The organism is Aeromonas sp. FDAARGOS 1406 (assembly GCF_019048565.1).
GTDB lineage: Bacteria > Pseudomonadota > Gammaproteobacteria > Enterobacterales > Aeromonadaceae > Aeromonas > Aeromonas caviae.
Genome location: NZ_CP077378.1, coordinates 3,902,805 through 3,916,142, shown reverse-complemented (window position 1 = coordinate 3,916,142; position 13,338 = coordinate 3,902,805). Strand labels below are relative to the sequence as shown.

Annotated in this window: 12 protein-coding genes; 6 read left to right on the top strand and 6 right to left on the bottom strand. The window is 61.9% G+C overall.

The annotated features are described in order from the left end of the window. Positions 1–68: 68 nt before the first annotated feature. Positions 69–1,199, bottom strand: coding sequence for a cell division protein ZipA (gene zipA / locus I6L36_RS18550; protein ID WP_039039273.1), 1,131 nt, complete (start codon positions 1,197–1,199; stop codon positions 69–71). 15 nt (positions 1,200–1,214) lie between these two features. Next, positions 1,215–4,589 (bottom strand): AAA family ATPase, encoded by a 3,375-nt coding sequence (locus I6L36_RS18545; RefSeq protein WP_109112732.1) that lies wholly within the window; start codon positions 4,587–4,589, stop codon positions 1,215–1,217. Between the two features lie 110 nt (positions 4,590–4,699). On the opposite strand from I6L36_RS18545, the gene cysZ reads away from it, so the two are divergent. Together cysZ and I6L36_RS18535 are read left to right on the top strand one after the other, a co-directional pair. Beyond that, positions 4,700–5,464, top strand: a complete 765-nt coding sequence (gene cysZ, locus I6L36_RS18540) for a sulfate transporter CysZ (RefSeq protein WP_010673447.1) — start codon at positions 4,700–4,702, stop codon at positions 5,462–5,464. A gap of 134 nt (positions 5,465–5,598) precedes the next feature. Next, positions 5,599–6,213 (top strand): trimeric intracellular cation channel family protein, encoded by a 615-nt coding sequence (locus I6L36_RS18535; RefSeq protein WP_010673446.1) that lies wholly within the window; start codon positions 5,599–5,601, stop codon positions 6,211–6,213. Positions 6,214–6,307: 94 nt separating this feature from the next. Here the strand turns inward: I6L36_RS18535 and I6L36_RS18530 are convergent, their stop codons facing one another. From I6L36_RS18530 to I6L36_RS18515, 4 genes are all read right to left on the bottom strand, one after another. Continuing rightward, positions 6,308–6,559 (bottom strand): hypothetical protein, encoded by a 252-nt coding sequence (locus I6L36_RS18530; protein WP_010673445.1) that lies wholly within the window; start codon positions 6,557–6,559, stop codon positions 6,308–6,310. Positions 6,560–6,662: 103 nt separating this feature from the next. After that, positions 6,663–7,208, bottom strand: coding sequence for a DUF882 domain-containing protein (locus I6L36_RS18525; protein WP_039039271.1), 546 nt, complete (start codon positions 7,206–7,208; stop codon positions 6,663–6,665). Positions 7,209–7,356: 148 nt separating this feature from the next. Continuing rightward, entirely contained in the window at positions 7,357–8,838 is a 1,482-nt protein-coding gene (locus I6L36_RS18520) for a murein L,D-transpeptidase (RefSeq protein ID WP_049636288.1), read from the bottom strand. Positions 8,839–8,929: 91 nt separating this feature from the next. Beyond that, a complete protein-coding gene (locus tag I6L36_RS18515) occupies positions 8,930–9,697 on the bottom strand; it encodes an ABC transporter substrate-binding protein (RefSeq protein WP_069651724.1) in 768 nt (255 codons plus the stop codon). 309 nt (positions 9,698–10,006) lie between these two features. Between I6L36_RS18515 and I6L36_RS18510 the strand changes: the two genes are divergently transcribed. The 4 genes from I6L36_RS18510 to I6L36_RS18495 are packed head-to-tail and all read left to right on the top strand — an operon-like array spanning position 10,007 to position 13,202. After that, a complete protein-coding gene (locus I6L36_RS18510) occupies positions 10,007–10,552 on the top strand; it encodes a hypothetical protein (protein WP_010673441.1) in 546 nt (181 codons plus the stop codon). Positions 10,553–10,609: 57 nt separating this feature from the next. Then, positions 10,610–11,668 (top strand): glycosyltransferase family 2 protein, encoded by a 1,059-nt coding sequence (locus I6L36_RS18505; RefSeq protein WP_103244441.1) that lies wholly within the window; start codon positions 10,610–10,612, stop codon positions 11,666–11,668. After that, positions 11,665–12,036, top strand: a complete 372-nt coding sequence (locus I6L36_RS18500) for a GtrA family protein (RefSeq protein WP_103244440.1) — start codon at positions 11,665–11,667, stop codon at positions 12,034–12,036. Before I6L36_RS18505 ends, I6L36_RS18500 begins: the two co-directional genes overlap by 4 nt. Further along, on the top strand, positions 12,036–13,202 hold the full coding sequence (locus I6L36_RS18495; protein WP_029313951.1) for a membrane protein: 1,167 nt from the start codon (positions 12,036–12,038) through the stop codon (positions 13,200–13,202). Before I6L36_RS18500 ends, I6L36_RS18495 begins: the two co-directional genes overlap by 1 nt. Positions 13,203–13,338 lie beyond the last annotated feature (136 nt).

Sequence of the window (13,338 nt, the reverse complement as noted above, 5' to 3'; positions counted from 1 at the left end):
GTCTGGGGCAGAAACAAAAATGCGGCACCGGGGTACCGCACTTTTCATTGTTCAAGCCCCATGGCGCATCAGTCGCGGCTGGCCTCGTAGGCCGCCAGCTCGTGACGGTAGCGGGCGATGTCGTCGTCGCTGAGGGGACTACGCGAGGCGTCGGTCAGCATGGCATCGAGATCGCTCGCGAGCTGATCCGCGGCCTGCAACATGTGCTCGAAGGCGAAGGCGGCATTGCTGCGAAGGGGCAGTTGCATGAAGAGGGACACACCCGGGGTGCTGAACTGCTCCATGCGATAGGGGTTGAAGGTACCCGGCTTGACCATGTTGATCATGGAGAAGAGCACCTCCCCCTTGCCGCCCAGATCTTCGTGACGGTGGAAGATGTCCATCTCGCCAAACTTGAAGCCCAGCGCCAGCAGGGAAGAGAGCAGAGTCGCACCTTGCAGATCGTGGCCGGGACGGGCCATCAGGTTGATGACATAGACATCCTGCCAGATCTTCTCGACCGGGGCCGGAGCGGGTTCTGGCTCGGCTGCGTGAACCGGCTCTTCATAGGCTGGCTCGTCATCGTAAGCGGGTTCTTCATAAGCCGGCTGGGCGTAGCGGGGAGCCTGCTGGGCAACCGGTGCCGGCTCGCGTGCACCGAAGGTCGGCGCCTGGGCATAGGCCGGCTCCACCAGCGGCTCTTCGTCCAGCGGCTGCATCATGGGTTCGCGCTGCGGGCGGGAACGGTGTACCGGCGTACGGCGGATCACCTGTGCAGGTTTGCGCACCGGCGCGGCAGGGGCCTCTTCAACAGGGGCGGCAACCGGCTCGTCATAGTCCTCTTCTTCCTCATACACAGGCTGAGGGGGGACAGGGCGAGCGGCAGGCTTGCGCACCACGGGAGGCGGCAGATCGGCGTCGTCATCTTCATCATCGAAGGCGGGAACGGGGGCGACACGGCGGGGTTCGGGCTGACGGGCCTCGTCGCTGCGCAGTTTGGGCTCGGCACGACGGCCACCGCTCACCACACGCACCTGACCGATGCCATCGCTGTCGAAGGCGTCGTTGTCACGCTCACGGGACTTGGACTCCATCCGACCCAGAGGTTTCTCCTTGATCGGTGCCTGACGATTCTTTCTGTTGCTCCACAACCCGTGAATGAGCAATGCCGCGATGGCAATACCGCCCAGGGCAACCAAGATGTAACGCAATTCCTGCATTAGCTGCTTCTCTTTCTAGTTTTGCTCAGCCAAAGCGACGGCTTCACCGATATCGACCGACACTATGCGCGAAACCCCGGGCTCTTGCATCGTGACGCCAACCAGCTGCTCGGCCATCTCCATGGAGACCTTATTATGACTGATGTAAACGAACTGTACTGTGCTCGACATCTCTTTGACAAGAGAACAGAAGCGACCGACGTTCACTTCATCGAGCGGTGCATCCACCTCATCCAGCAGACAAAATGGTGCTGGATTGAGTCTGAAGATGGCGAAAACCAGCGCAAGGGCGGTTAACGCCTTCTCCCCCCCGGAAAGCAGGGCAATGGTAGCATTCTTCTTGCCCGGAGGTCTTGCCATGATGCTCACTCCGGCCTCCAAAAGATCATCCGAGGTCAGCTCAAGCCAGGCACTGCCCCCCCCGAACACTTTTGGGAACAGGGATTTTAAATCTTCATTGACCTTATCGAAAGTGTCGCGGAAGCGTATTTGTGTTTCTTTATCAATTCTTTTAATGGCTTGGCTCAAGGTGTCGAGGGCCTGCTCCAGATCCTGGCACTGATTTTCCAGGTAGCTTGCGCGGGTTTTCGCCTCCTCATACTCCTCCAGTGCCGCCAGGTTGATGGCGCCAAGCGCCTCCACCTGCGCCTCCAGCGTCTGGATCTCCTGGCGCAGCTTGCCGCGATCAGCGGCAATCAGCACCGCCTGATCGAGGTCCACCAGGCGCACGCCCAGCTCTTCGAACTGCTCGTGCAGTCCCTGCCGGCGCGTCAGGTTGCGTTCGCGCTCGAGCCGCAGGGTCGCCAGCTTCTCCTGAATTTTCACCAGTTGCTTGTGATCGGTGCTTCTGGCCTGCTCCAGCTCGGTCAGCTGACGATCCAGCTCTGCGAGCCGTTGGTGACAGGCCAGTTGCTGCGCCTCAAGATTGCGCTGCTCGACCAGCAGGGGCGACAGATCCTGACTCGGAGCGGCCCCTGGCTCCTTGAGTTCCGCCAGCTCCAGGCCGAGACGGGCCAGCTCCTGCTCGCGCAGCGTGATGAGCTGGCGCTGGTTCTGCTGCTCCAGTTGCAACCGCTGGCAGGCCGCCTGCTGCTGCTCCCGGCGAAGGCGCGCCTCTTCCAGCGCCCGCTCCGCCCCGCTTACCTGCTCCTGGGCAAGCAGCAGCGCCTCGGCGAGTACCTCCCCCTGCTCCTGCTGCTCGCCAAGGGCCGCTTCATCCTGCTCAAGCCGCTCCCCGGCCGACGCCAGCCGCTGCGCCTCCTCAGCCTGCTCTTTATCGAGCCGGGCCAGCTCTTCCCCCAGCTGGCCCAGGCGCTGCAAGCGCTCCTGGCGCTGCCCCTCGCGCAGACTCCAGGCTTCGCGCAGTTGTTGCCACCGCTGCTCCTGCTCGCGCAGGGTGCGCTGAGCCAGCTCATGCGCTCCATGCTGCTGGGCCCGCGCTGCATCGGCGGCGACAAGCTGCTCGTCGAGTCTGTGCAGCGCCTCCCGGCCCGCGGCCAGCTCGGTGTGCAGCCGCTCACGCTCCCCGAGCAGCGCCAGCGTACCGAGGGCCATGCCCTCCCCCAGATCCGCCCAGTTGGGGCCGAACCAGTCGCCGGCGGGAGTGAGCAGCGACTCACCGGCAGAGAGGCTGTGCAGGCGGGACAGCGCCTCCTCCCTGCTCTCTGCCAGCCAGATGGCATTGAGGAAAGCCGGAATGTGCTCGCCCCCCAGTTGCGCCGCCAGGGTACCGGCCCTGGCTGGCTGGGCCGGGCCAATCCAGAGTCCGGGTTGCGCCAGGTTGCACTCGTCCGCCGGGATTGCGGTGAGCCAGCGGCCGAGCACCTTGTCCAGCCCCCGGGCCCACTCGGGGGGCACCTGCAGCCGATCCGCCAGGGTGGCGCCCGCCATCTGCTCCCCCAGGATCTGATCCAGGGTGGCGAGGCGCGCCTCCAGCTCGCGCAGCAGGCCCTGCTGGCGACCCTGCTCTGCCTTGAGTGCTTCATGGCGCGACACACCGGCCTGCCACGCCGCATCGGCTTCCTCATGGCGGGCGCGGGAGAGCGAGAGTTCCGCCGCCAGGGCATCGAGGGCCGGTTGCAGGTTCTCCCCCTCCCCGCCAAGGGGCCCGGCCTGTTCGTCTTCCAGCTTGAGGCGGGCAAGCCGGGTCTTGGCCTGCAGCTCCTGCAGGCCATTCACCTCGGCGCGGGTCTGGTTGAGCCGCCCCTGCAACTGGCCCAGCTGCTGCTGCCACTGCTGCTGACGCTGGCGCGCCTGCTCGAGCCGATCGCCCGCTGCCGCCCGCACGCTCTGCTGGTCGGTAAGCAACTGCTCACACTGCTCGAGGCGCGCCGACGCCACCTCCCCCTGCAACGTGCTGTCGCTCAGCTGTTCCAGCTGGCCGGCCAGCTGGGCCTTGAGGCCGTCGATACGCTCGCCGAGGGCCTGCCGTCTCGCCTGCCAGTCGCGGCCAAGCTCGCTCTGGTGCAATTGCTGCTGCTCGAGGCGGGCGATCGCCTGCCCGCCGAGAAAAATCTGTTGCTGGCGGCTCGCCTGCTCGGCCTGCGCCTCCTGGCGGGCCACCGACAGGGTGACGTGACGCCCTTCGTCTGCAGTGCGCTTGGCATCGAGGGCCGCCAGCGCCTGTTCAGTCTGGGCCAGTTCGGTCTTGGCTTCGCCAAGACGCGTCTCCAGCGCCCACAGTTCCGAGCCGATCAGTTCGCTGCGGGCCGCGCGACTGCGGCTCTTGAGCTGCTTGTAGCGCTCGGCGGTCTCGGCCTGGGCCTTGAGATGTTCGAGGCGCGAGCCCAGTTCGCTACGGATATCGCCGAGACGTTCCAGGTTCTCCTGGGTATGGCGGATGCGCTGCTCGGTCTCGCGGCGCCGCTCCTTGTAGCGGGAGACCCCGGCGGCCTCTTCCATGAACAGCTTGAGATCGGCGGGGCGGGACTCCACCAGCCGGCTGACGGTGCCCTGTTCGATGATGGCGTAACTGCGAGGCCCAAGGCCGGTGCCGAGGAAAAGATCGGTCACATCCTTGCGGCGGCACTTCTGGCCATTGATCTGGTAGTGATTGGAGCCGTCGCGCAGCACTTCGCGGCGCACCGAGATCTCGGTAAAGCGGCCGAACTCGCCGGGTACCCGGTTGTGGGGATTGTCGAACACCAGCTCCACCGAGGCGCGGCCATGGGCGCTGCGGTTGATGGAGCCGTTGAAGATGACGTCGGTCATGTTCTCGCCGCGCAGATGGCGGGCGGAGCTCTCCCCCAGCACCCAGCGCACGGCGTCGATGACGTTGGATTTGCCGCAGCCGTTGGGGCCCACCACGGCAGTCATGTCGGCGTTGAGTTCGATGCGGGTCGGCTCGACAAACGACTTGAAACCGGCGAGTTTGATCAATTTCAGACGCATGGCGGCCTATGTGGGTAACGAAATAAAGAGGAGGCGGGCAGGCGACTTTACCAAATCAAAGGCTTGTTTGTAATATGCTGGCACTTTCCCCATTCACTGATGGAGCTCACATGAGCCAATCACCCCACATGGTCAAAGATTCGGTCAGCGGTGCAGACTACTTCCTGCGCGGCTTCTCACTCATCCGCCAGCCCGGCATCCGCACCTTCGTGCTGATCCCCCTGCTGGTCAACTTCGTGCTCTTTGCCGGTGCCTTCTACGCCCTGTTGCTACAACTGGACGGCCTGTTCGCCTGGCTGCACCAGCAGATCCCGAGCTGGCTCTCCTGGCTTGATTACCTGCTCTGGCCCATCGCCCTCATCACCATACTGGTGGTCTTCTCCTTCATCTTCAGTTCGGTGGCCAACTGGATAGCGGCCCCTTTCAACGGCCTGCTGGCAGAGAAGGTGGAACAGATCCTCACCGGTGAAGCCATGAATGACACCGGCATGCTGGATGTGGTGAAAGATGTGCCCCGTACTTTCGGCCGCGAATGGACCAAGCTGAAATACTATCTGCCCAAGGCCATCGGCTGCCTGATCCTCTTCCTGATCCCGGTAGTGGGCCAGACCCTGGCACCCGTGCTCTGGTTCCTGCTCAGCGCCTGGATGATGGCGATCCAGTATGTCGATTATCCGTTCGACAACCACAAGATCGGCTTCATCACCATGCGCGACGCCCTCAAGCAACGTCGTGGAAAGTGCCTGAGCTTCGGCGCCCTGGTGACCCTCTTCTCCGCCATCCCGGTGGTGAATCTCTTCGTGATGCCGGTGGCCATCTGTGGCGCCACCGCCATGTGGGTAGACCAATACCGCAGCGAGCAACTTGGACGCTGAACCGCGTCATCATGATCAAAAGAGGGGGCGAAAGCCCCCTTTTCATTACTTAATCTAATGCATAACTAAGATAGCTTGTCGCCCCAGCGCAGGGTTGTTAGGATGCGGGCCTTTCTCGCACCCTGGGATATCTCATGTTACATGCACTCTTCTTGCTCGGCCTGGTGGCCGAAGGGATGACTGGCGCGCTGGCAGCGGGTCGGCGACGGATGGATCTGTTTGGCGTCGTGATCATCGCCTCGGCGACGGCCATCGGTGGCGGTACCATTCGGGATGTGCTGCTGGGCCACTATCCCCTGCTCTGGGTCGAGCACCCCGAATACGTGCTGCTGGTGGCGGGCGCCGCCATGGCCGGGGTCATCTCGGCCCCGCTGATGCGCTACCTTGGCAAGCTGTTCCTGGCGCTTGATGCCCTGGGGCTCGTGGTCTTCTCCATCTTCGGGGCTGCCCGGGCGCTCGAGATGGGCCACGGGGCCGGCATCGCCTGCATCATGGCCGTGGTGACCGGCGTGTTCGGGGGGGTGCTGCGGGACTTGCTGTGCCAGCGCATCCCGCTGGTGTTCAAGCGCGAGCTCTATGCCGCCGTCTCGCTGATCACCGCCGCGCTCTACTGCTTTGCGCTGCACCATGGGCTGCCCAACGACTGGGCCGCTTTCGGTGCCATCGGCATCGGCTTCGTGCTGCGGCTCCTGGCGGTACGCTTCAAGTGGGGACTGCCCACCTTCAACTATCAGTACGCCACCCATTGATCGCGCCAGTTCCTGGCCATATCGCACGGATAACGAGCATCAAAAAAGCGCCATACGGCGCTTTTTTGTTGGGCATCGGCAAGAGAGGAAAGGGTCAGTTGATCCCTTCCGAGCTGAAGAAGGTCGCCTTGTCGGCGATGAAACGCACCTTGATGTTCTTGCCTTCCCCTCCCCAGACACAGCTCGTGGTGCCGAGAGCATCGTCGCAACGCTCGGCCTTGCCGAGGATGGCGCTCGCTTCGGCATAGCTCATCCCGACTTTCAGCTTGTCGTAGCTCTCGCGGTTGAGCTTGCCGCAACCAGTCAACAACAGGGCGATGAGCCCCCCGATCACAATCTGCTTCATCTTTCTCTCCTCTGGCTGGAGTCCAGAGCCTAGCAGCTTGGTCCCCCTCAATGCCAGCGGCAAAAAGACACAATCGGCACTCAACCCTTGAGGAAATCCCGACTCACCAGCTGCGAACGGGGCCTGTGTCCAGGTGCACGAAGTTGTCGGAAGGGTAATAACCCACACCGCCCACCTTGAGGTTCAGGGCGGCCTTGCGCAGGTGCGCCAGCTGCACGCCGGGGATGCGCACGTCAACCGCCTGCCCCAGGGTGTGGTAGCTGTGCTTGGCGACGCCGCGACTCTTGCGCCGCTTCTGCTGATTGGTGGCCGGGGAGCGATAACCCGAGATGAGCTGGATTTCGCCGTGGCGCCCCAGCTTGTGTTGCAGCAGAAAGAGCTGATCGAACAGCTTTCTGTCGATGTTGAACACTTCGTTGCGACGGTAGTCACGGAAAATATGGTTGAGCTCCGCCAGCCCGTCACTCAGATAGTGGCCATCTTCCCAATAACTGGCGCGTACCCGCTCGCCGGTATTGAGGTTGAAGAAACTCAGTTCCCGTCCCGAAGTGCTGCGGCTTGCCAGCGCAGGGAACGACAGCAGGCTGGTCCCCATCAGGCAACCCGCCCCCAGCAGCAGACGGCGTCGGCTTATCTCTTGTCCCAGCATCCGTTGTCCGTCCATCTCATGGTGAAGTCACACAGGTGAATGAATTTGATACAAGGGCCGAAACTACCTGCCAGAAAAAGCGCTGTCAAACCCCATTCACCCATGAAAAAGCCCGGCACGGGCCGGGCTTTTCACTCTGTGGCGAGGATCACAGCAAGCGGCTTTGATAGCTGACTCTGTCGAATCCGTAGATATCGTTGCGCAGTTGCTGACGTCCCTCTTCATCAATCCAGCTGCTCCAGTAGACGGTAAACACCGGGATAGGGTTGCTCAGGGGCAGCCACTTGGTCTGGGTCTCTTTCAAGATGCTGGCCACCTTGTCCGGCTGATAGCGGGAGTCCGCCAGCAGCAACTCTGCCAGATCGTCGGCGTGTTCCACCCGGATGCAACCCGAGCTGAAGGCACGGGCCCCCTGCTCGAACAGCGCCTTGCGCGGGGTTGAGTGGAGATAGATGGCATCGTTGTTGGGTAGATAGAACTTGTAGCGACCCAGGGCATTGTGATCCCCCGGCTTTTGCCGCAACCGGTAAGGGAAACCGGAGGCCAGCGCATGATGCCAGCCATCTTCGCTGAACTGCACCGGATTGCCCTCGCCGTCGATCACCTCGAACTGTTCGCGATCCAGGTAGGCAGGATCGCGCCCGAGCTTGGGCAGAATGTCCTTGCTCAGGATGGAGCGCGGCACGTGCCAGGCCGGGTTCAGCACGATGGAGCGGATCTCGCTGGCGAGGATGGGGGTGGCCCGCTGTTCCTTGCCGACGATGACCCGACTGGTGAAGACCTCGCTGCCAGACTCCACCACGCTCAGACGGTAGTCCGGAATGTTGACCAGCACATATCGACCGGCAAGGTGATCCACCAGATCACGGCGCCACAGGTTGCGAACCAGCAGGCTGGCGCGCACCTCGGGGCCGGTATTGAGCCAGCTGCGGGTCTGACGGCCGATGATGCCGTCGGCGGTCAGGCCGTGGCGGCGCTGGAACTGCTTGATGGCCTGTTCGGTCTCGGGATCGTAGAGGCTGTCCTGGTGAGTCGGGGCACTGTCCCCCAGTTCGTTCAGGATGGAGCGGATCTGGCCGAGCTCGGTCGAGCTCTCCCCCGCCCTCAGGGTCGGCATGGAGAGGGTGGGCCAGTGCTTGGCCATGGGCATGGCCAGCAGCTTGCGCACTTCTTCGCGCACGGCGTCGTATTCCGCCACCTGTGGCCTGAGTTGCCTGACCTGCTCCAGCAGATTGTCTCCCTGGGGAGCATGGACCAGGGGGCGGTTCAGATCCAGCTTGAGGGTCTGCATCTGTTCGCGCGCGACCAGATCCATCCCTCGCCAGGCCTGCTGGAACCGGGCCAGCTTGCCAAAGGCCTCATCGTAGAGGGCACCGCGCCGATCCGCCGGGGTCTTTTGCAACTGCTGCCAGAGGCGGTAGAAATCCGGATGCAGCTGGGCCAACACCGCTTCCTGCAACTGCTGTTCAAGCTCATGACGAGCCTGCTCGGCCACCTCGTTCTGATACCAGTCATGCTGGATGCTGGGACTGGCCACTACCGCCTGTTCCGTGCTGGCATGAACCATGCTGGCCGGCCAGCAGCCCAGCCAGATGAGATTCGCCAATGCCAACCAATACTTCTTACCCATGCTTCTTACCACGCTTGCCTCAAATCGGTTCATTTCGGCCTGTCAGGCGCGACGGTCAGGTCCCCATGATGCGTGAATGCTGGCGACTTTGCTAGCGGACGGAGGTGTAACGACGCCAGATGAGTTCCTGCTCCCCGCTGTCACCGACGGCCACTATCGCCTCGTTGAACCGCGCTACGAATTCCCCGGACAGGGTCTTCTTGCTCAACATGAAAAAGGTGGGCGTCTCATGGATCGCCATGGTGTGGGGGACGACCGCGTCCGACAGCCCCTCTCTCTTCAGACCCCAGGGCGTGGCCAGACTATCCCCGAGAAAACCGTCTATCCGCCCAAGCAGCAGCTTGCGATAGTTTTGCACATCGTTGACCTCGCTCACCTGGTTGCGGTATCGCTGCAGAACCTTGGTGATTTCCGGGCCGTAATAGTAGTCCCTGGTCACACCGAGGCGATGCCCGTGGGCCAGCCAGCTCGCCAGATCCGACTCCTCACCGGTACCGGATTTGCGTACCCAGAGCGATGTCCGGCCCGGGTTGTAGGGGATGGAGAACCAGGCATAACGCGCCCTCTCATCAGCAAAATACGCCTCCATCACGATGTCCAGCCGACCCCGCTCAAGATCGTGCAACCCCCGCTTCCAGGGACGCTCCACATAGACCAGACGACAACCCAGCCGATTCGACACGGCATTGAGGTAGTCGACCGCAAATCCACGCAGTTCCCGACGTGCTCCCTCTTGCTGGTAATAGTGGTATGGGGGCCAGTCATCGAAACCGACGCGAAGAGGGGAGGAGCAGAACGATTGCGCCCACAACGGTTGGAGGGGCAGACAGCAGAGCACACACAGAGAGAAGAGTCTCATGGGTCATCCTTGACGACGGGACAGGCCATCTTAATTCTGCCCGGGTGAAATGGCGACAGATCCTGCCACAACAAAGCACAATATCAGCCGTTTGCCTGATGCACCCCAGGTGGCGGCAGACAGGTTGGCGCCGAAAAAGCCACAATCAAGAAGAGGAAGCAAACGACCCCAAAGCCCCTTGGTAAGCAGGGTGATTGAGGGTTAATATGTGAGCAAATATATTTTTGTGATCCACTATGCTTTTTTTGCAATTGGATTAGCATATGCGCGAAATCTGCCTATCAATCTGTCGGGCGTCGAGTGAGTAATATGACCTACAAAAAGTTCGGTTTTCTGGCTGCCATCCTGGCACTGAGCGGTTTCTACCTTTATACCCTCTATCTGGCCGCTCACCCCAACGTGAGCCTGGCTTACAAGCTCTATTACCTGGAAGGCAAGACCCGTTTCTGGGAGCACAACTCCAGCATGACCTACCAGCCCGGCAACGAACTCAACCTGACCAAGCCGAGCCGCTTCCTCTCAAGCGAAGGCTGGGCCAAGAAGCCCAGCGAGCAAGGCACCGAGCTGAGCGGTCAGGGCGGTCTCTATTTCGTGCTGCCCAAGCAGCAGGCCCAGCCGGAGCAGCTCACCATCCAGGCCAGGATCAACAGCCCTCAGGCTGGCGCTCTGCTCAAGGTGGCGCTGGGTCATGATTTCACCACCACGGTCAAGCTGGCCAAGGCGGGCATCAACGAGATCCGTCTCAGCCTGCCGGGCGACTCCCTGACCGCCGATCCCAAGCGTCCCAACTTCCTGGCGCTCTCCGCCCCGACACCGCTCAACGTCCAGTCCGTGCGACTGACCGTGGCTCAGTGAAGCGGAATGCCCCAAGCATCTGTTCCGTAAAATAATTCTTTAAATAAGGAAGTTCCCATGTCCCGTGCCGATTTTCGACTCTCTCTGGTCGTTCCCGTTTACAACGAGGAAGAGAGCATAGACGCCTTCATCAGCGCGATAGATACCGAACTGGCCCCGCTCAAAGACCAGCTTGAAATCGTGTTCGTCAACGATGGCAGCCGTGACCGCACCCGTGAGGTGGTCGAGCAGGCCATCGCCCGGGATCCCCGTGTGACCCTGGTCAACCTGGCCCGCAACTTCGGCAAGGAAGCGGCCATGACCGCCGGCCTGCACCAGGCCAAGGGCGACGCCATCGTCCCCATGGACGTGGACCTGCAGGATCCCCCCTCTCTCATTCTGGAGTTCGTCAAGCTGTGGCAGACCGGCGACTATGACACCGTCTACGGCATCCGGGTGGATCGCAGCGCCGACACCCCGATGAAACGCCTCACCGCCGGTGGCTTCTACCGCTTCTTCAACGCCCTCTCCACCAGCACCAAGCTGCCGGAGAACGCCGGTGACTTCCGCCTCATCGATCGCAAGGTGGTCGAGGCCATCAAGCAGTTGCCGGAGCGCAACCGCTTCATGAAGGGGCTGTTCGCCTGGGCCGGTTTTCGCGCCGTCGGCGTTCCCTACGAGCGCCCGGCCCGCCATGCCGGCGAAACCAAGTTCAACTACTGGAAGCTGTGGAACTTCGCCCTTGACGGCCTGATGAGCTTCTCCAGCTGGCCGCTGCGGGTGTGGAGCTACATCGGGGTCGGTGTCTCCTTCATCGCCTTCCTCTATATCCTCAAGATCATCACCCAGGTGCTCTTCTTCGGCATCGACGTGCCCGGTTACGCCTCCCTGATGTCGGTTATGCTGTTCCTCGGCGGCATCCAGCTGCTGTCGCTGGGCATCATCGGCGAGTACATCGGCCGCATGTTCGTCGAGGTGAAACAGCGCCCCGTCTACCTCATCGAAGGGGTCTACGGCCAGTACGCCAAACAGGATGAAGAGCAGAAGCAGGAAGTGCCCACCACCAGCAAGAAGATCGCTGGCAAGAAGGCCGCCGCGAAAGCCGCTGATGATCAGCAGGAGCAGGCGTCTCAATGATCTCCCGCGAGGAATTCTGGCGGCTGGTTCGCTTCGGTTTTGTCGGCGGGGGGGCCACCCTCGTCGATCTGGGTACCTCCATCGCCCTGTTTCATACCTGGCCGGCCATCTCCGAGCACCTGGTCACGACCCTGGCCTTTGCCGTGGCGTTCTGGTTCTCGTTCTTCGGCCATCGCTACATCACCTTCCAGAAACAAGGTGCCGCCAGCAAGTTCCTGCTGGTTGCCCTCTTCTCTCTGGCGGTGCGTAACCTCATCCTGAGCGGTTTGCTGTTTGCGGGTCTTTCCGGTCTGTTGCCGGTGGTGATCGCCACCCTGACCGTCACCATGCTCACCTACGTTCTCTCCCGTATCTGGGTTTTTGCCTGATGAATGATATGACCAATACCGCCCCGTCAACCGGGGCTGCACTCCCCTATCGCCCGTCACTGCGCATCAGCGGCCGCGACTGGCTGATGATTGTCGCCGCCTTTGTGCTGAGCCGGGTGGCGCTCTATGGCATGGGCTATTTCGGCGTCCAGCTCTATGGCGCCACCGACATCGGGCCGCTGCAGGCCTACTGCCAGTTCGACTGCGTCTGGTTCCAGCGCATCATCGAGAATGGTTACGACCTCTATCCACGCTGGTTGAGCAAGGGCAATGCGGCGAACTGGGCCTTCATGCCCCTCTATCCCATGCTGGCCGGCGGTCTCTCCAGCCTGTTTGACATGGAGAGCCTCATCGGCCTGATGCTGGTGGCCAACATCGCCTTCTTCATCAGCTTGCCCCTGATGCTGCTGGTGCTGCGCCAGCTCAAACTGGGGGACGACACCGCCCGCTTCGGGGTCTGGCTGCTGGCCTTCTCCCCCTTCTCCGCCTATTTCGTCTCCGGCTATACCGAGCCCATGTTCATGGCCTTGATGCTGGGAATGTTCCTGTTCGCCTACCGCGAACAGTGGCTCATGGTCGCCTTCCTCGGCATATTCATCTCCGCCACCCGCAACCTGGGGGTGATGATGGTGTTCCCGGTGCTGATCCTGGCCCTGCAAGCCTACGGCTGGCGCGAGTTCTTCCGCTTCACCGAGCGGGCCTTCAAGGTGGTGTTCACCCTCTGGCTCATTCCCCTCGGCCTCTTCTCCTACATGGTCTATCTCTATCACCTCACCGGGGATGCCCTGGCCTTCAAGCACATCCAGGTGGCCTGGGGCCGCTATATGGACAGCCCACTGGACTGGTGGCTGAGCGGCTTCGAGCTGGGGGGGCGCAAGGCCTATCTCTCCATCATGGTGATCTTCGGCTGGTGCCTGAATGGCTACCTGTTCAGCCAGAAACGCTGGGCCGAAGCGACCCTGATGTTCATCTGCTGCACCATCCCCCTGATGACCGGACTCAACGCCATGCCCCGCTACATGTTCGGCCTCTATCCGACCCTGCTGGCCATCGTGCTGCTGGCCCATCGCTGGCCTGCCATCCGCCCTGCGGTGCTCTGCATCAGCGGCATGGTTGCCTCCTTCATCGCGGTGGCCTTCGTCAACTTCAAGTTCTTCACCGTGTGACGCCACCCCGAATGCCTACAAGCCGGTCAACTGACCGGCTTTTTTCATGGCCGCGACACCCGGTTCACACTTTTCCATTCTTGAAAACGTAACCATTTGAACTGACGTCACAAATCGGTATTTTATCGGTCCAAGC